Source organism: Mycobacterium sp. IS-3022 (genome assembly GCF_001500065.1).
GTDB lineage: Bacteria > Actinomycetota > Actinomycetes > Mycobacteriales > Mycobacteriaceae > Mycobacterium.
The window spans coordinates 40,577-57,297 of the sequence record NZ_LQIN01000045.1 but is presented as its reverse complement, the minus strand read 5'-3'; the positions used below and the strand labels follow the sequence as shown (position 1 = coordinate 57,297).

Annotated in this window: 18 protein-coding genes; 14 read left to right on the top strand and 4 right to left on the bottom strand. The window is 66.6% G+C overall.

The genetic code is table 11. The features are described from left to right. Nucleotides 1-155: 155 nt before the first annotated feature. The 5 genes from groES (at nucleotide 156) to AU188_RS19160 (ending at nucleotide 5,685) form a co-directional block, all read left to right on the top strand. Nucleotides 156-458, top strand: coding sequence for a co-chaperone GroES (gene groES, locus AU188_RS19180; RefSeq protein WP_046754122.1), 303 nt, complete (start codon nucleotides 156-158; stop codon nucleotides 456-458). Nucleotides 459-563: 105 nt separating this feature from the next. After that, the gene (groL, locus tag AU188_RS19175) at nucleotides 564-2,186 is read left to right on the top strand and encodes a chaperonin GroEL (protein ID WP_059165092.1); all 1,623 of its coding nucleotides are present in this window, start codon (nucleotides 564-566) and stop codon (nucleotides 2,184-2,186) included. 314 nt (nucleotides 2,187-2,500) lie between these two features. Continuing rightward, nucleotides 2,501-3,913, top strand: coding sequence for a sugar porter family MFS transporter (locus AU188_RS19170; protein WP_286137566.1), 1,413 nt, complete (start codon nucleotides 2,501-2,503; stop codon nucleotides 3,911-3,913). Next, on the top strand, nucleotides 3,910-5,052 hold the full coding sequence (gene nagA / locus AU188_RS19165; protein ID WP_059165091.1) for an N-acetylglucosamine-6-phosphate deacetylase: 1,143 nt from the start codon (nucleotides 3,910-3,912) through the stop codon (nucleotides 5,050-5,052). The genes AU188_RS19170 and nagA overlap by 4 nt, the downstream gene beginning before the upstream one ends. A 153-nt stretch (nucleotides 5,053-5,205) precedes the next feature. Next, a complete protein-coding gene (locus AU188_RS19160; RefSeq protein WP_059165090.1) occupies nucleotides 5,206-5,685 on the top strand; it encodes an SRPBCC family protein in 480 nt (159 codons plus the stop codon). A 27-nt stretch (nucleotides 5,686-5,712) separates the two neighbouring features. Here the strand turns inward: AU188_RS19160 and AU188_RS19155 are convergent, their stop codons facing one another. Continuing rightward, nucleotides 5,713-6,297 carry a TetR/AcrR family transcriptional regulator gene (locus tag AU188_RS19155; RefSeq protein WP_059165089.1) on the bottom strand — a complete coding sequence of 195 codons (585 nt, stop codon included), beginning with the start codon at nucleotides 6,295-6,297 and terminating at the stop codon, nucleotides 5,713-5,715. Between the two features lie 100 nt (nucleotides 6,298-6,397). On the opposite strand from AU188_RS19155, the gene AU188_RS19150 reads away from it, so the two are divergent. From AU188_RS19150 to AU188_RS19135, 4 genes are all read left to right on the top strand, one after another. Beyond that, nucleotides 6,398-7,228 carry a mycofactocin-coupled SDR family oxidoreductase gene (locus AU188_RS19150; RefSeq protein ID WP_059165088.1) on the top strand — a complete coding sequence of 277 codons (831 nt, stop codon included), beginning with the start codon at nucleotides 6,398-6,400 and terminating at the stop codon, nucleotides 7,226-7,228. Then, on the top strand, nucleotides 7,225-8,046 hold the full coding sequence (locus tag AU188_RS19145; RefSeq protein ID WP_059165087.1) for a mycofactocin-coupled SDR family oxidoreductase: 822 nt from the start codon (nucleotides 7,225-7,227) through the stop codon (nucleotides 8,044-8,046). Before AU188_RS19150 ends, AU188_RS19145 begins: the two co-directional genes overlap by 4 nt. An 80-nt stretch (nucleotides 8,047-8,126) precedes the next feature. After that, nucleotides 8,127-8,876 (top strand): carboxymuconolactone decarboxylase family protein, encoded by a 750-nt coding sequence (locus AU188_RS19140; RefSeq protein ID WP_172799551.1) that lies wholly within the window; start codon nucleotides 8,127-8,129, stop codon nucleotides 8,874-8,876. A gap of 226 nt (nucleotides 8,877-9,102) precedes the next feature. Next, nucleotides 9,103-10,158: a 3-deoxy-7-phosphoheptulonate synthase gene (locus AU188_RS19135; RefSeq protein WP_059165085.1), complete on the top strand. Its 1,056-nt coding sequence runs from the start codon at nucleotides 9,103-9,105 to the stop codon at nucleotides 10,156-10,158. On the opposite strand, the gene AU188_RS19130 is transcribed toward AU188_RS19135, so the two are convergent. Further along, complete coding sequence (locus AU188_RS19130) at nucleotides 10,155-10,967, bottom strand: hypothetical protein (RefSeq protein WP_059165084.1); 813 nt, start codon at nucleotides 10,965-10,967, stop codon at nucleotides 10,155-10,157. The genes AU188_RS19135 and AU188_RS19130 overlap by 4 nt on opposite strands. Before the next feature lie 165 nt (nucleotides 10,968-11,132). On the opposite strand from AU188_RS19130, the gene AU188_RS19125 reads away from it, so the two are divergent. Beyond that, nucleotides 11,133-11,321 carry a hypothetical protein gene (locus tag AU188_RS19125; protein ID WP_156426747.1) on the top strand — a complete coding sequence of 63 codons (189 nt, stop codon included), beginning with the start codon at nucleotides 11,133-11,135 and terminating at the stop codon, nucleotides 11,319-11,321. A gap of 14 nt (nucleotides 11,322-11,335) precedes the next feature. Here AU188_RS19125 and AU188_RS19120 read toward each other — a convergent pair whose 3' ends face one another. Continuing rightward, complete coding sequence (locus tag AU188_RS19120; RefSeq protein ID WP_059165082.1) at nucleotides 11,336-11,626, bottom strand: WhiB family transcriptional regulator; 291 nt, start codon at nucleotides 11,624-11,626, stop codon at nucleotides 11,336-11,338. A gap of 369 nt (nucleotides 11,627-11,995) precedes the next feature. Here AU188_RS19120 and AU188_RS19115 point away from each other — a divergent pair, with 369 nt between their 5' ends. From AU188_RS19115 to AU188_RS19105, 3 genes are all read left to right on the top strand, one after another. After that, nucleotides 11,996-12,778, top strand: coding sequence for a tetratricopeptide repeat protein (locus AU188_RS19115; RefSeq protein WP_059165081.1), 783 nt, complete (start codon nucleotides 11,996-11,998; stop codon nucleotides 12,776-12,778). Between the two features lie 88 nt (nucleotides 12,779-12,866). Beyond that, entirely contained in the window at nucleotides 12,867-13,445 is a 579-nt protein-coding gene (locus AU188_RS19110; protein WP_059165080.1) for a sigma-70 family RNA polymerase sigma factor, read from the top strand. Next, on the top strand, nucleotides 13,438-14,574 hold the full coding sequence (locus AU188_RS19105) for an anti-sigma-D factor RsdA (RefSeq protein WP_059165079.1): 1,137 nt from the start codon (nucleotides 13,438-13,440) through the stop codon (nucleotides 14,572-14,574). Before AU188_RS19110 ends, AU188_RS19105 begins: the two co-directional genes overlap by 8 nt. Nucleotides 14,575-14,576: 2 nt before the next feature. On the opposite strand, the gene AU188_RS19100 is transcribed toward AU188_RS19105, so the two are convergent. Then, nucleotides 14,577-14,981 carry a DUF5319 domain-containing protein gene (locus AU188_RS19100; protein WP_059101442.1) on the bottom strand — a complete coding sequence of 135 codons (405 nt, stop codon included), beginning with the start codon at nucleotides 14,979-14,981 and terminating at the stop codon, nucleotides 14,577-14,579. A 267-nt stretch (nucleotides 14,982-15,248) separates the two neighbouring features. Here AU188_RS19100 and guaB point away from each other — a divergent pair, with 267 nt between their 5' ends. Beyond that, the gene (guaB, locus tag AU188_RS19095) at nucleotides 15,249-16,715 is read left to right on the top strand and encodes an IMP dehydrogenase (protein ID WP_231740428.1); all 1,467 of its coding nucleotides are present in this window, start codon (nucleotides 15,249-15,251) and stop codon (nucleotides 16,713-16,715) included. The last annotated feature ends 6 nt before the right edge of the window (nucleotides 16,716-16,721 follow it).

Below are 16,721 nucleotides of genomic sequence, written 5' to 3'. Positions count from 1 at the left end.
GCACTCTCATGTATAGAGTGCTAGGTGGCAGGCGGCCAATCCCTGCGCCGGCACCCGCGACGACGGTGCGTGGGCACGGGCGCCATGCCGAAACACCTGGTAACTGAGAGATCCGGGACCCCGGATCGACACCCGAACTAGTGGAGGGCTCCATCGTGGCGAGCGTGAACATCAAGCCACTCGAGGACAAGATCCTCGTTCAGGCCAACGAGGCCGAGACCACGACCGCTTCCGGTCTGGTCATTCCCGACACCGCCAAGGAGAAGCCGCAGGAAGGCACCGTCGTCGCAGTTGGCCCCGGCCGCTGGGATGAGGACGGCGAGAAGCGCATTCCGCTGGACGTCTCCGAGGGCGACACCGTCATCTACAGCAAGTACGGCGGCACCGAGATCAAGTACAACGGCGAGGAGTACCTGATCCTGTCGGCTCGCGACGTGCTGGCCGTCGTCAACAAGTAAGCACCCGTGTTCCGCCCCGGGAATCCCCGTCTACACGGGTGATTTCCGGGGCGGCATGCGTCCATGGGGAATTGCAGCCCGTAAGGACCTTAAGGAAAGACAGCGATGAGCAAGCAGATTGAGTTCAACGAGACTGCGCGCCGCGCAATGGAGGCCGGCGTAGACAAGCTGGCCGACGCGGTGCGGGTGACTCTGGGGCCGCGCGGCAGGAACGTCGTGCTGGCCAAGGCCTGGGGCGGGCCGACCGTCACCAACGACGGCGTGACCATCGCCCGTGAGATCGAGCTGGAAGACCCGTTCGAGAACCTCGGCGCCCAGCTGGTCAAGTCGGTCGCCACCAAGACCAACGACGTTGCAGGCGACGGCACCACCACCGCGACGGTGCTGGCGCAGTCCTTGGTCAAGGGCGGCCTGCGCAACGTCGCGGCCGGTGCCAACCCGATCGCGCTCGGTGCGGGGATCTCCAAGGCCGCCGATGCGGTGTCCGAGGCGCTGCTGGCCTCGGCGACGCCGGTGTCGGACAAGAACGGCATCGCACAGGTCGCCACCGTCTCCTCGCGTGACGAGCAGGTGGGCGAACTGGTCGGCGAGGCGATGACCAAGGTCGGCGCCGACGGCGTCGTCTCAGTCGAGGAATCGTCGACGCTGAACACCGAATTGCAGATCACCGACGGCATCGGCTTCGACAAGGGTTACCTGTCGGCGTACTTCGTCACCGACTTCGACGCCCAGGAGGCGGTGCTCGAGGACGTGCTGGTGCTGCTGCACCGCGAGAAGATCAGCTCGCTGCCGGACCTGCTGCCGCTGCTGGAGAAGGTCGCCGAGGCGGGCAAGCCGCTCCTGATCGTCGCCGAAGACGTTGAAGGCGAGGCACTTTCGACACTGGTGGTCAACGCGATCCGCAAGACGCTGAAGGCCGTCGCGGTCAAGGCGCCGTTCTTCGGCGACCGCCGCAAGGCGTTCCTCGACGACCTCGCCATCGTCACCGGCGGTCAGGTCGTCAACCCGGACGTCGGTCTGGTGCTGCGCGAGGTCGGCCTCGACGTGCTGGGCACCGCGCGGCGGGTGGTGGTTGACAAGGACAGCACCACGATCGTCGACGGTGGCGGCACCAAGGAGGCCATCGAGGCGCGTAAAGCGCAGCTGCGGGCCGAAATCGAAGCCAGCGACTCCGACTGGGACCGCGAGAAGCTCGAGGAGCGGTTGGCCAAACTGGCGGGCGGCGTCGCCGTCATCCAGGTCGGTGCGGCCACAGAAACCGATCTGAAGAAGCGCAAGGAGGCCGTCGAGGACGCCGTCGCGGCGGCCAAGGCGGCCGTCGAGGAGGGCATCATCGCCGGCGGCGGTGCGGCGCTGGTCAAGGCGCGCGAGGCGCTGAACAAGCTGCGCGACAGCGTGACCGGTGACGAGCGCCTCGGCGTCGACGTGTTCGATGCCGCGCTCGCGGCACCGCTGTACTGGATCGCCACCAACGCCGGGTTCGACGGTGCGGTCGTGGTGAACAAGGTCGCCGAACTTCCCGTCGGGCAGGGCTTCAACGCGGCCACGCTGGCGTTCGGTGATCTCGCGGCCGACGGTGTCGTCGACCCGGTCAAGGTCACGCGGTCGGCGGTGCTGAACGCGGCGTCGGTGGCCCGCATGGTGCTGACGACGGAAACGGCGGTCGTCGACAAGCCGGAGGAACCGGAGGACGACGGCCACGGCCATGGCCATCACCACCATCACTGAGTGAGCTCTACGAAGCGCCCCCGGTCGTCATGGCCGGGGGCACTTCTGTCAGGCGGTCCCGCGAGCGCTCACTGCGGTACGGTTTCCGGCCGGTCTGACCCGGGGCCTTTCCTCTCAGCCGCCGAACGTGCGGCCACTGCGAAATTTCTGCCGGTTTTTCGCAGTCAGCTCACTCTCGACGGGAATCGCAGCCGAACACCGCAATCATGACTGAGGGTGGCCGCGATGTACGGCGGCGCGCCTGCAGAGCTGGTCCGGCCACCTCGGCGACAGAATTGGTATATACCAATCCAAACCCCGGCGAGAGGATCAACGTGGGCAACACCGCTATCCGGCGAGCCCCCCGCCTGGGAACGCTGGTGGCCGTCGCGGCGGCAAGTGTCGGCGTCATCTACGGCTACGACCTTTCCAACATCGCCGGTGCGCTTCTTTTCATCACCGATGAATTCGGACTGACCACCCGGCAGCAGGAGTTGGTGACCACTGCGATAGTCATCGGCCAGATCGTCGGGGCGATCGGCGGCGGGATGCTCGCCAATGCCATCGGACGCAAGAAGTCGATGGTGCTCGTCGCTGTCACCTACGCCGCCTTCGCGCTTCTGAGCGCGTTGTCGGTGTCGGTGCCCATGTTGTTGGTGTCGCGCTTTCTGCTCGGCCTGACCATCGGTGTGTCGGTGGTGGTCGTGCCGGTCTTCGTCGCCGAATCAGCACCGGCGAAGGTCCGCGGCTCGTTGTTGGTCGCCTATCAGGTGGCCACGGTGGTCGGCATCATCATCGGCTACCTGGCGGCGTACTTCCTGGCCGGCTCGGGCAGTTGGCGCTGGATGCTCGGCCTGGCGGCGATACCTGCAGTGCTAGTGACGTTGGTGCTGCTGTGGATGCCGGACACCCCGCGGTGGTACATGATCAAGGGCCGGGTCGAGGAGGCCCGCCAAACGTTGCGCCGGGTCGAGCCGACCGCTGACGTCGAGGCCGAACTCGCCGAAATCAGCCGCGCACTCAAGGAAGAAACCGGCGGCGCGGTGCGCGAAATGCTGCGGCGGCCCTACCTTCGCGCCACGGTTTTCGTGGTGGTGCTCGGCTTCTTCATCCAAATCACCGGCATCAACGCGATCGTCTACTACAGCCCCCGACTGTTCGAAGCCATGGGCTTCGAAGGTGACTTCGCGCTGCTGATACTTCCAGCGCTGATACAAGTGGCGGCTTTGGCAGCGGTGTTCGTCTCACTGATGATGGTCGATCGAGTCGGTCGACGGCCGATCCTTTTGGGCGGCATCGCGATGATGATCGTCGCCAACGCCATGCTGATCGGCGTCTTCGTGGCCGGGACTGAGTTCGGCGGTGCGCTCACCACGATCGGGTTCCTCGGCGTGCTGCTGTTCACCATCGGGTTCACCTTCGGCTTCGGCGCGTTGGTATGGGTTTACGCCGGTGAGAGCTTCCCGACCCGGCTCCGGTCGATGGGTTCGAGTGCGATGCTCACCTCCGATCTGGTGGCCAATGCCATCATCGCCGCCTTCTTCCTCACCATGCTCAATTCGCTCGGCGGTGGCGGAACATTCGCGGTGTTCGGCGCCTTCGCGCTGGCCGCGCTCGTATTCGTCTATCGATTCGCGCCGGAAACCAAAGGCCGTCAGCTCGAAGAGATTCGGCACTTCTGGGAGAACGGCGGGCGCTGGCCTGACGAAATCCAGAAACACGGCATGAGGTCACCGGAGACGCTGTGACGCTTGTCGCCGCGGGGACCATGGTCCTGGATGACCAGGTCTGCAAGCCGGGTTGGTTGGCCACCTCTGCCGGTCGAATCGTCGAGTGCGGACCTGGGCCCGCGCCGCGACCGCCCGACCACGACTTTGCGAATTACATAGTGGTGCCGGGGTTTGTCGACATGCACGTGCACGGAGGCGGCGGCGCGTCGTACACCGACGGCATCAGCTCAGAGATTGAACAGGCAGCCGAGTTCCACCGGCGCCACGGCACCACCACGACGGTGGCCAGCCTCGTCACCGCATCACCCGACGATCTTCTGCGCCAAGTCCGCGTACTCGCCGAGATGACTCGACAAAAGACCGTGGCCGGCGTGCACCTGGAGGGCCCCTGGCTGAGCGCCGCGCGCTGCGGTGCACACGACTCAACGCTCTTGCGAAAGCCCGACTCAGCCGAGATCGACGCCCTGCTCGCCGCCGCCGACGGCACCATCCGGATGGTCACGCTGGCGCCGGAGCTGCCGGGCAGTCAGGACGCCATCGCCCGCCTTGCGGACGCGGATGTCATCGTCGCCATCGGCCATACAGATGCCAGTTACGACGACGCGAAGCGTGCGATCGAACTGGGGGCGACGGTCGGCACTCATGTGTTCAACGGGATGCGGCCGCTGCACCACCGCGACCCGGGTCCGGCGCTGGCGCTGCTGGAAGATCCGCGGGTGACCGTGGAGCTCATTGCCGACGGCGTGCACGTCCACCCCGCGCTGGTTCGGCAGGTCATCGAGACGGTCGGGTTCGGTCGCGTCGCGCTGATCACTGACGCGATGGCGGCAGCCGGATTGTCGGACGGACCATTTCGGATCGGCGCACTCGAGGTGGAGGTCACCGAACGGATAGCTCGGGTGCGGGGGACGTCGACCATCGCGGGCAGCACCGCGACCATGGATCAGATTTTCCGGACCGCGGTCGGCCAACTCGGCGGCTCGGATGAGGCGCTGGCCAAGGCGGCACGGATGACGGCGACCACCCCGGCTCGCGCGTTGAACCTCGATCGCGTCGGCAGCCTACGTGTCGGCATGGACGCCAATTGCGTTGTGCTGGATAAAGATTTGCATGTCAAGCGGATGATGCTCAACGGTTCCTGGCTGCCTCACCGCTAGCAGCACCAGGGCAATTGCCTGATCGGGGATACCGTCAATTCGCCTCAACCGCCGAACCGCGCCGAGCCTGCGGTGAGATCGCGGTTTTCGGGCGAAATGACGATCTACGCGCAGTCTCGATGAGTTTCTGAGCTGCCCTCGGTCGGTACGGGTATGACTGACGACGCCATGAGCACCGCGCGCACCATCAACGCGCCGGCCGAAACCGTGTTCGCGGTGCTGGCCGACCCGACCACCCATCAGACGATCGACGGCACCGGCTGGGTGCGGGACTCGCTCGACGGCAAGCCACTGACGGCAGTCGGCCAGATCTTCCGGATGGCGATGTACCACGACAACTACGGCGGCATGCACTACGAGATGGCCAACCGGGTCGAGGTTTTCGAGCCGCCGCACGCGATTGCGTGGTTGCCGGGCCAAGGCGCTGACGACGCCAACCTCGACTTCGGCGGCTGGATCTGGCGCTACGATCTCGAGCCGCTCGGTGGCGACCGGACGAAGGTCACCCTGACCTACGACTGGTCGGCGGTGCCGCCCGCCGTTCGCGACCACATCAGCTTCCCGCCGTTCGACCGGCAGCACCTGGAGAACTCGCTCAAGCACCTCGCCGATCTGGCACGGGAGCGGTCGTAGCCCAAACGGAACGGGGCTTCCGTTCCGTCATCGGGGCCGGTTCTCGTGAGCCGCCGTCAGCCAGAACACCGCGCGCTCGATCCCGGGAACGATGTCCGTCACGTCGATCTCGCCCGCGGCGAAGCGTCCCAGAAACCCGAAAACCACACTCGTGAGGACCGTTTCGAGGTCCTTGGCGTACGCCGGATCGACCCGGCTCAGAATGGATCTGACCACCGGCACGACAGCGTCGACGCCACGTTGTATCAACTTGTCGCCACCGGGCCCGGTGCGCGCCCGGAAGTACGACCGCAGCATCATCGGGTGCTGTTCCCACGGCTCGAAAATGGTGCGCAGCACCTGCATCAGCTCGGTGTACACCGTTCCGCTCGGATCGCTGGCGGGCGTCGGCAAGCCCGCGTATCGGTTGGTCTCCATCCACCACTCGAGCGCGGCGACGATCAGCTCGTCGCGGGTGGCGTACCGCTTGTAGATCGTCGTGAGCGAGACTCGCGCCCGCCGGGCCACCTCGCGGAGCTGAACGGCCTCGTCGCCGTGTTCGTCGAGCAACTCGACGACGATCTCGAGGAGGTGATCGGCATCGTGACGAGCCGGCGACTCCGCGGCTCTCACGGCTGGACGGTCCTTTGTTGTCGGCACGATAACCATGTTACTGTGCGGACGGAGTAACCAAGTTACCGACGCGCAGACGGTCGAGAGAAAGAAGGAGCCAGTGGGCACGCTTGACGGCAGAGTCGCCTTCATCACCGGTGTCGCTCGAGGTCAGGGACGCAGCCACGCGATCCGCCTCGCCAGGGAGGGCGTGAGCGTCATCGGCGTCGACATCTGCGACGACATCCCCGCCAATCACTACGCGATGGCCAGTCGTGACGACCTCGACGAGACCGTGGCGCTCGTCGAAGCGGCGGGCGGCAAGATCGCCGCATCGGTGGCCGACGTCCGCGACTTTCATCAGGTGAAGTCCGCTGTGGATGCAGGCGTCGAACAGTTCGGGCGTCTCGACATCGTCCTGGCGAATGCGGGCATCGCACCGGTCGCGTTTCACGAGCAGAGCGTCGACGAAGAACTTGCGCAGTGGAGGGCGGCCATCGGAGTCAACCTCGACGGCGCGTACCACACCGCGTGGGCGGCGATCCCGCATCTGTTGGCGGGCAACCGCGGCGGCGCCATCGTCTTCACCAGTTCGACCGCTGGGCTGAAGGGCTTCGGCGGCATGCAGGGCGGCGGACTCGGTTACGCGGCCTCCAAGCACGGCATCGTCGGGCTGATGCGCACGCTCGCGAATGCGCTTGCGCCGGCCAACATTCGGGTCAATACCGTGCACCCGACAGCGGTGAACACGATGATGGCCGTCAACCCGGCCATGACGGAGTTCCTGGAGAACTATCCCGGCGACGGCCCTCACCTGCAGAACCCCATGCCCGTCGAACTCCTCGAGCCCGAAGACATCAGCGCCGCAATCGCCTATCTGGTCTCCGACGAAGCCAGATACATCACCGGGGTGACGTTCCCCGTCGACGCAGGGTTCTGCAACAAGCTATGAGCGACAACGATTCCCGGGAGGGACGGGTCTTCGGCAAGCGTGTCCTGGTCACCGGCGCTGCGCGGGGCATGGGACGCAGCCACGCCGTCAGGCTCGCCGAAGAAGGCGCCGATCTCATCCTGGTCGACATCTGCGAGTCGTTGCCGGAGGTGGAATATCCGCTGGCCTCGGCCGAGGACCTCGAAGAGACCGCTCGCCTGGTGGAGAAGTGCGGCGGCCGGGCGGTGACCGGCGTCGTCGACGTGCGCGACGCGGCGGCATTGACCGAAGCCGTCGACGCCGCCGTGAGCGAACTCGGCGGCTTGGACGCGGCGGTCGCCAACGCCGGCGTGCTGACCGTCGGAACCTGGGACACAACGACTCCCGAACAATGGCGCACCGTCGTCGACGTGAACCTGATCGGTAGCTGGAACACCTGCGCATCGGCGCTTCCGCATCTGGTCGACCGCGGCGGCAGCCTGGTGCTGATCAGCTCCGCCGCCGGTCTGAAGGGCACGCCGCTGCATCTGCCCTACACCGCGTCGAAACACGGCGTCGTCGGATTGAGCCGGGCACTGGCCAATGAGCTTGCCGCGCAGAACGTACGCGTCAACACCGTGCACCCGACTGGCGTCCCGACGGGAATGACGCCCGAGTCGCTGCACGGCCTGCTCGGCGAATCGCGGCCCGACTTGGTGCCGATCTTCCTCAACGCGCTGCCCATCGTCATGGCCGAGGCGATCGACATCAGCAATGCCGTGCTCTTTTTGGTGTCGGACGAATCGCGATACGTGACCGGCCTCGAGTTCAAGGTCGACGCAGGCGTCACCCTGCGCTAGCCGCAGCCGACGAAAGAGACGATGTGACAACGACAGACGCAGAACGACGCGAGTCGGCCCGACGCAGTCTCGCTGAGGTGATGACATTTCCCGCGCCGGCCGACGCCAGTCCCGCCGCTGCGGCGATGCTCGACTTCCTCGCGCAGGTGTGGTGCCGACCGGGTCTGAGCCGTCGCGCCCGCCGGTTCGTGACACTGCCCTGCGTGGCGGCCGCCGACGCGGAACAGCCGTTGCGCGACCACGTCTACGCGGCGCTCAACAGCGGGGACCTGTCGATCGTCGAGATGCGCGAGACCGTGCTGCACTTCGCCGTGTATGGCGGTTGGCCGAAGGCGTCGCGGTTCAACATCGTCGTCGACGAACAATGGGAACGGATTCACCGCGAGCGGGATCAGACCGTGCCAGCGCCCGAGTCGCTCCTTCCGCTGCCTACGCCCAGCGACCCGCATGCCCGGTTGCGTGTCGGTGAGCAGGCGTTCAAAGACATCAACTGCATTCCGTTCGCACCGATTCGGGACAATCCGTATTCCGGTGCGGGGATCCTCAACTTCGTCTTCGGCGAGATGTGGCTGCGACCGGGACTGGGCATGAAGGAACGCCGGTTGGTCACCGTGGCGTGCGTGGCTTTCCAGGACGCACCGATACCGATTCTCAGCCACGTCTACGCGGCGCTCAAGAGCCGAGACGTGTCGTTCGACGAAATGGACGAACTCGTCCTGCATTTCGCCGCCTACTACGGCTGGCCGAAGGCGGTGAACCTCGGACAGGTCGTCGAGGAGCAAAAGCAACGGGTGACCGCGGAATGGGCGGCAGAGGTGGAGGGGGACTAGGCCGCATTTGGCCGGACGACGACGGCCGTGTAGCCTGGCCCGCGTGAACATCGGTGTGCGTGCCAGCTATTGGCGCTTTATCAAGGCTCCGGGCGGAGCCGATAAGGCGCAGCGCTAAGCGCGCATCCACCCGGAGCCCAGGCAGTGACCATCGGGTCGCTGCCTTTCGTCGTTCAAGGGCACCGGACATTCACGCAGGTGCCCGCACCAAGAAAGGCACCCGAACATGAACTTGGCGCAGACCGCCACCCCTCCTGCCACGTCGGACCGGCGCGTCCGCGGCTTCAGCGAGATTCCCAGCCCGCACGACGTGCTCACCGAGTTCCCGCTGGGTGCTCGGCGCGCCGAGCGGGTGGCCCGCGACCGCGACGAGATCGCCGACATTCTCGCCGGGCGTGACGGTCGGCTGCTTGTCGTGGTGGGACCGTGCTCGGTGCACGACCCTGCCGCGGCGCTGGAGTATGCCAGCCGGCTCGTCAAAGTCGCCGACGAACTTGATGACCGGCTCAAGATCGTGATGCGGGTGTACTTCGAGAAGCCGCGCACGACGATCGGCTGGAAGGGTCTGATCAACGACCCGGGTATGGACGGCACCTTCGATGTGGCCCGCGGGCTGCGTATCGCGCGTCATCTGCTCCTCGACATCATCGACATCGGCCTGCCCGTCGGATGCGAGTTCCTCGAGCCGACCAGCCCGCAGTACATAGCCGACGCCGTCGCCTGGGGCGCGATCGGTGCGCGCACCACCGAATCCCAGGTGCACCGGCAGCTGGCCTCCGGGTTGTCGATGCCCGTCGGGTTCAAGAACGGGACCGACGGCAACATTCAGGTCGCCGTCGATGGCGTGAAAGCCGCTGCCGCCCAACATGTCTTCTTCGGAATGGACGACCTGGGGCGCGGTGCCCTGGTGAATACCGCCGGCAACGAGGATTGCCACGTGATTTTGCGCGGCGGCACCGGCGGGCCGAACTACGACGTCGAGACGGTGCGCGCCACGGCTGCGAACCTGACCGCGGCCGGGCTGCCTGGTCGGGTCGTGATCGACTGCAGCCACGCCAATTCCGGCAAGGACCACATCCGCCAAGCCGTGGTGGCCCGCGAGGTGGCACAGCTCATGCGCGACGGACTTCCGGTCAGCGGCGTGATGCTGGAGAGCTTCCTGGTCGCCGGGGCACAGTCCTCGGAAGCCCGGCCGCTGACCTACGGGCAGTCGGTCACCGACAAGTGCATGGACTGGGCGACAACCGATTCGGTGCTGCGCGAGCTGGCCGATCGCGGCTAGTTCCCAGAAGGCTGGCTGTACTTCCAGGCAGCGGGGTCGAACTCGGGACGCTGGGCATAGTCGAGTTCGATGTGCACCTCCGCCCGAGAATCGTTGGGGGAAAGGGTGACTACCACGGCGGTTCCCTTTCGCGGCACCCGGCGCTTTGCGGTGATCATGTTCGCCTCGACCCGCCGGGGGCCGCTCTCGGTGCTGAACTCCACGACCACGGTGAACAACGGGTGGGTGTCGCTCCACTTCTCCAGGAAGCTGATCTCGCGCAGAACGCCGTGGGTGCGCTCGCCGTGGTGGCGCATCCAGGCCATCCAGGTCTGACGGTCACGGGTGTACCGAATACCTCTCCACGCGGCCAGCGTGGCCACGGCCGCAACGACGCCACATCCCGCGCTTGCCAATGCTAACCACGCTCGGCTCGAACCGCCCACCCATATTGCTGCGCCGAGGATGCCCACGCCCGCTCCCGTGAATGCCGGAATGGCGGAGATGCGTTTGGCCGTTGTGCGCTGTCCGAAGAAGTTACGTGCTTCGTCGGTGGTGATGCTGGTGACGATCGACGGCAGGAACGTGTAGAAGATGGAGCCGACCCCGAGCAGCCACGGCTCCTTGCCCCCTTGGCTGAGCGTGTGGCAGTAGAGCGCCCCTCCGACTCCTGCGGGTACCCAGAGGATGAACGTCGCCACGGCGAAGAAGGTCAGCATCCCGGGCGCATTGAGGGGCATCGCCGTGATGCGATCACCTTTTTCGCGAGTGGAAAAATGCGGCATCGTGTCTTCCCAACAGGGGAGATCACTCTTGGCGTCGCTGACCATCGGCGCTCCCTTCTGCCCCGGACCGACGGCGAGGTTCCAGTATTGCCACGGGGTTTCGTCAAGCGGGTCCTCGGAAAGTCGTGATCGTCGGATTCTCACGAAATGCACAGAGCTACAACATAGTTCGCTTCAGTGGGAATTGAATGCTTGTGAATGTGGTCATCGGTGGGCGGTTCCGCAGAGGAGATCTTGGGGCCCGAAGCGGCAGGCGCCTGGTTGATCCGCGACCAAGGCGACGACGATCCGCCGTGCCGGCTCCCCTTCGACCGGCCTGACGGACCGGCGGAGTATTTCTACGACGAGATGATGGTCATCGGCGGTCCGCCCGGCCGCATGCATCTCGACGGTGTCTGACGAGACCGACGGCCCTACGACGCGCGGCGGATGCCTCGCTTCAGCAACAGTTCGCGCTCGGATTCGGACAGTCCGCCCCAGATGCCGTACGGCTCACCGACGGCCAGGGCGTGCGCGCGGCACTGAGCGATCACCGGGCACCGCCGGCACATCTCCTTGGCGCGTATCTCGCGTTGCGCGCGAGCGCGACCACGCTCGCCATCGGGGTGAAAGAACACGGAGGAATCGACGCCTCGGCAAAGCCCGGCCATCTGCCAGTCCCACACGTCAGCATTGGGCCCGGGCAACTCTTGCGGCTGTGGCATTGGAAAACCCCTCTCCGGACACCCATTCACAAAACGAACGGGTGCGTGAGTTTCAAATCCGATTCGAGCTCATGTCGCCGATGACCACTCGTGCACACAAAGTATGGGGGGTCATGAAATTCCGTCAATAGTCCGACCGTGTGGCCATTGACATAACCGCAGGCCAAGAATTTACATCACGTTCATCATTGCGACGCTTAAGAACCCGAACGGTGCCAATTAAATGCATCGCGGTTGAATGCTCGACGTATTGCTGCAGTTCGCGTCAATCTCCCCGGCGCCGGCTACTTCTTTCCGCTTACATGGAAGTAACATTGCGACCATCAACTGTTAACCAAGCCTCGGGCCGATTGATACTGTCGCCACTCGATGCCCACAGACACCGTTCTGGCGAACGCCGCCTTCGGCGACGACCCCGGACTGTGGCCGCTACCGTCCGCCACCACGCCACGGGACTTGTGGCTGCGCGCCGTCGCCGCGGGCGGTCAGGGCCGCTACGCGAGCGCGCGTGCCGACTTGGCCCAGCTGTACCGGGGCGGGGGGCCGGAGAACGCGTTGGCACACAGCACTCAGGCGTCGTTTCTGCGCCAGCTGGGCTGGCATACCAGGGCTCGGCGATGGGACGGCCGGGCGTTGGCACTCGCCGGGTCGGACCCGGAGGGGGTGGCGGACGCGTTCATCGGTCTTGCCGCCGACGCCTTGGGGGTGGGGCGCTTCGAGGCATCGGCACGCGCGCTGGACCGCGCCGCCACGCTTCTGACGCCTTCCGCGCCGCCGCGGTTGTGGGTGCGACTGGCCTGGGTGACCGCCGAACTCGCGATGGCCCGCGGCGAAGGCGGAGCTGCCGTCGGCCATGCCGAACGCGCCGTCGAACACGCCGCAGCGCTGGGTTCGGCGCGCCACCGGGTGAAGTCGTCCGTCGTGCTCTCGGCGGCGCGGTGCAGCGCCGGCGACCCGGCCGCCGCCCGCGCTGTGGCCGACTCGGCGCTCGATGATGCGCAGCGCTTCGGAATGGTTCCGCTGCAATGGGCGTTGGCCTGCTTGCTGACCGACATCGGCAGCGCACGGTATTCGGCGCAGGACATGGTGGTGCTTCGCGACGGCTGTGCCGATACAGTGCGTCGGCGGGGCGGCGAGTGGTCGGTGCGGTAACCGGGTCCGCGCGTACGTCAAAGTTATTGTTTAGCTGACCGCCCTTCCGGGTTCGGTCCCGTTCGTAACGTTGGAGAGATCGCCCACGATGACAATTTCGGGAGAACGTCTCGATGCTGTCGTTGCTGAGGCTGTGGCAGGGAACCGGGACGCGCTCAGGGAGGTGCTGGAGACCATCCGCCCGATCGTTGTTCGGTACTGCCGCGCAAGGGTGGGGGCGACCGAACGTAGTGGCCTCTCAGCAGACGACGTTGCGCAGGAGGTTTGCTTGGCCGCCATCACGGCGCTGCCGCGCTACAAGGATCAGGGACGACCGTTCCTGGCCTTCGTGTACGGCATTGCGGCCCACAAGGTTGCTGACGCGCATCGCGCAGCAGCCAGGAACCGATCCGACCCGACAGATGTCGTGCCAGAGCGGTTCTCGCTGGACGCCGGACCCGAGCAGATGGCTCTGGACGCCGAGGCATCGGCGCGGATGAACAACCTCCTGGCCGTACTGCCCGAAAAACAGCGCGAGATCTTGATCTTGCGGGTCGTCGTCGGGATGAGCGCCGAAGAGACCGCAGAGGCCGTCGGCAGCACCGCGGGCGCCGTCCGGGTCGCCCAGCACCGGGCGCTGGCCCGGCTCAAGTCCGAGATCGTCGCGACGGGGCGCGACTATGCCTGACTTCGGACGCTGGACCTCCAACGGGGGAGACCCGTCGCTCAACGAACTGAACCGCACTGACCGGTTCCTCGATGCGCTGGCCCATCAGCAGCCGGTGTACTCGACGGACCCCAGCGAGGCCGAGCTGGCACAGCTGATGGCCGGCTGGCGCGACGAGATCCGCGAGGCCCCGCTCACCGCGACGGTCACCCCCCGCGACGCGGTGCTGGCCCTGGACCGCGCCGCCGCTTCGCACCGACGCGGCCGCACGTCGCTGGCGGTCGTCGGGTCGGCGGCGGCCGCGGTGTTGTGCATCGGGGGGTTCGGCGCGGTGGTGGCCGGAGCGGGCCCGGGCGACTCCCTGTACGGACTGCGCACGATGCTGTTCGGTGAGCAGCAGGACACCCGCCAGGACGCGGTCGTCCTCGCCGCGCAGACGCAGATGGCCGAGGTGCAGCAGCTGATCGATCAGGGTCAGTGGCAAGCCGCCCAGGACAAGCTGCAGACGCTGACCACGACCGTCGCGACGGTGAACGACTCCGCACGCAAGGAAGAACTGGTCAGCCAGTGGCAGGAGTTGACGGTCAAGGTCGAGGCCCAGAACCCCGCGGCCACCGTGCCGCCGGGTGCGCCGCTGCCGACCTTCCCCGACGTTCCGGCCGTCGTACTCGACACACCGACAGACGCCACCACATCGTCGACGACGTCGTCGCAGACCACCACGTCACCGACCACCCCGCCGTCACCGACCAGCACGTCGTCGGCCACCACGTCGCCATCGCAGACCACCTCGCCATCGGTGCCGTCGCCGTCGCCGTCAACGCAGGTGCCGACGGTGCTGCCGAGCACTCCGACTTCGGTGCCCGGCACCGCGCTGCCGACCCCGACAGGCACTCCGCGTCCGACGCCGCTGCCGACGTCGGCTCAGGACACCCCGGTGCCGACGCCGACCGCGGACACGCCGCTGCCGACGACCAGCCGGATTCCGGTTCCCACGCCGTCGTCACAACCGTCGGTGGTCGAGCAGCAGGAAGACGAGCAACCCTCGGTGGAACCGCCGTCACAGCAGTCGATCGTAAAGACGCCCGAGCCTCAGACGGTGATCACCACCACGGTGCTGGTCCCGGATGCGGTCGAGGAGCCGAGCTAGCGTCAGCGGTAGCCGTCGGTGTCCGACGTCGCCTCGTTGAGTGATGCGTCGGCGTAGCCACGGCAGTAATCCCACGTCACGTAGGCATCGGGCTCGGGGTCGTAAGCCGGCTCATGGGGCCGCACCGTCCCGTCGACCAGAAGCTGCAGCAGGTTGGCCCGCAGCATGTCCCAGTCGTGATAGTGGTCCTGCTGGCACTCGTCGCAGCACACCACCAGACCGCGGATTCCCTTGTGCGCGAGAAGCGCCTCGTACACCGCCAGATCGGCGAGATCGGCCTCGACCGCGGTCCGCTCCTGCGGGTCCAGCGGCTGGCCGGGCTCAAGGGCGTCCAGCGCCGCCGAAGGGTCGCACGGGTCATCGGCGAACGGGTCGGGTGGCAAACCCGGTGGCAGGTGGTCACGCACGAGTCCCACCCTACGCAGCGGCCCCGCGATCGCGCCAGCCGTTACTGCCGTTGGCGGCGGCTCGCCAACAGGTGCGCCAATAGTTGTGTGCGTCATGGCACGTGAGGCCGGGATGCCGGCCCGCAGCCGATAGGATGGTTTTCTAGCTCGCTCGGCTGCGTTTGTTACTGGAGGCTCATTTTGTCGATACCCACGTCGACTGCCGAGAGCAGCATCCCGATCGCGGTGCCTGTGCCGACCGGCGGGGATGACCCGACGAAAGTCGCCATGCTCGGCCTCACCTTCGACGACGTGCTGCTGCTGCCCGCCGCCTCCGACGTCGTGCCCGCAACCGCCGACACCTCGAGCCAACTGACCCGCAAGATCCGGCTCAAGGTGCCGCTGGTGAGTTCCGCCATGGACACGGTCACCGAATCGCGCATGGCGATCGCGATGGCCCGCGCCGGCGGCATGGGTGTGCTGCACCGCAACCTCCCGGTGGCCGAGCAGGCCGGTCAGGTCGAGACGGTCAAGCGCTCGGAGGCCGGGATGGTCACCGATCCGGTCACCTGCTCACCGGACAACACCCTGGCCGAGGTGGACGCGATGTGTGCGCGGTTCCGGATCTCCGGGCTGCCCGTCGTCGACGACACCGGCGAACTGGTCGGCATCATCACCAACCGCGACATGCGTTTCGAGGTGGACCAGTCCAAGCCGGTCTCCGAGGTGATGACCAAGGCGCCGCTGATCACCGCGCGCGAGGGGGTGTCCGCCGAGGCGGCGCTGGGCCTGTTGCGCCGCAACAAGATCGAGAAGCTGCCGATCGTCGACGGGCACGGCAAGCTGACCGGGCTCATCACCGTCAAGGACTTCGTCAAGACCGAACAGTTCCCGCTGTCGACCAAGGACAAGGACGGCAGGCTGCTCGTCGGCGCCGCCGTCGGTGTCGGTGACGACGCCTGGACCCGGGCGATGACGCTGGTGGACGCCGGCGTCGACGTGCTGGTCGTGGACACCGCGCACGCGCACAACCGCGGTGTGCTCGACATGGTGAGCCGGGTCAAGGCCGCCGTCGGTGACCGGGTCGAGGTGATCGGCGGCAACGTCGCGACACGGGCCGCCGCGGCCGCCCTCGTACAAGCGGGAGCCGACGCGGTGAAGGTCGGGGTGGGGCCGGGCTCCATCTGCACCACCCGCGTGGTTGCCGGCGTCGGCGCACCGCAGATCACCGCGATCATGGAAGCCGTTGCCGCATGCGCACCCTCGGGTGTGCCCGTCATCGCCGACGGTGGGCTGCAGTACTCCGGCGACATCGCCAAGGCACTGGCCGCGGGAGCGTCGACCGCGATGCTCGGCTCGCTTTTGGCGGGCACCGCCGAGTCGCCCGGCGAGCTGATCTTCGTCAACGGCAAGCAGTTCAAGAGCTACCGCGGCATGGGATCGCTCGGCGCGATGCAGGGCCGCGGCGCCGCCAAGTCGTTCAGCAAGGACCGCTATTTCCAGGACGACGTGCTCTCCGAGGACAAGCTGGTGCCCGAAGGCATCGAAGGTCGCGTGCCGTTCCGCGGACCGCTCTCGACGGTGATCCACCAACTCACCGGCGGCCTGCGCGCCGCCATGGGGTACACCGGGTCGGCGACGATCGAACAGTTGCAGCAGGCGCAGTTCGTGCAGATCACCGCCGCCGGGCTCAAGGAGAGCCACCCCCACGACATCACGATGACCGTCGAGGCGCCGAACTACTACACCCGCTGACAGGGG

What these genes read in the sequence shown, in the direction of transcription:
- AU188_RS19120 (WP_059165082.1), bottom strand. Translation starts at nt 11,626, where the DNA reads ATGCCACAGCCGCAAGAGTTGCCCGGGCCCAATGCTGACGTGTGGGAC.
- AU188_RS19105 (WP_059165079.1), top strand. Translation starts at nt 13,438, where the DNA reads ATGCCTGACTTCGGACGCTGGACCTCCAACGGGGGAGACCCGTCGCTC.
- AU188_RS19130 (WP_059165084.1), bottom strand. Translation starts at nt 10,967, where the DNA reads ATGGTCAGCGACGCCAAGAGTGATCTCCCCTGTTGGGAAGACACGATG.
- AU188_RS19115 (WP_059165081.1), top strand. Translation starts at nt 11,996, where the DNA reads ATGCCCACAGACACCGTTCTGGCGAACGCCGCCTTCGGCGACGACCCC.
- AU188_RS19135 (WP_059165085.1), top strand. Translation starts at nt 9,103, where the DNA reads ATGAACTTGGCGCAGACCGCCACCCCTCCTGCCACGTCGGACCGGCGC.
- AU188_RS19110 (WP_059165080.1), top strand. Translation starts at nt 12,867, where the DNA reads ATGACAATTTCGGGAGAACGTCTCGATGCTGTCGTTGCTGAGGCTGTG.
- AU188_RS19160 (WP_059165090.1), top strand. Translation starts at nt 5,206, where the DNA reads ATGACTGACGACGCCATGAGCACCGCGCGCACCATCAACGCGCCGGCC.
- AU188_RS19140 (WP_172799551.1), top strand. Translation starts at nt 8,127, where the DNA reads ATGACATTTCCCGCGCCGGCCGACGCCAGTCCCGCCGCTGCGGCGATG.
- AU188_RS19145 (WP_059165087.1), top strand. Translation starts at nt 7,225, where the DNA reads ATGAGCGACAACGATTCCCGGGAGGGACGGGTCTTCGGCAAGCGTGTC.
- groL (WP_059165092.1), top strand. Translation starts at nt 564, where the DNA reads ATGAGCAAGCAGATTGAGTTCAACGAGACTGCGCGCCGCGCAATGGAG.
- guaB (WP_231740428.1), top strand. Translation starts at nt 15,249, where the DNA reads ATGCTCGGCCTCACCTTCGACGACGTGCTGCTGCTGCCCGCCGCCTCC.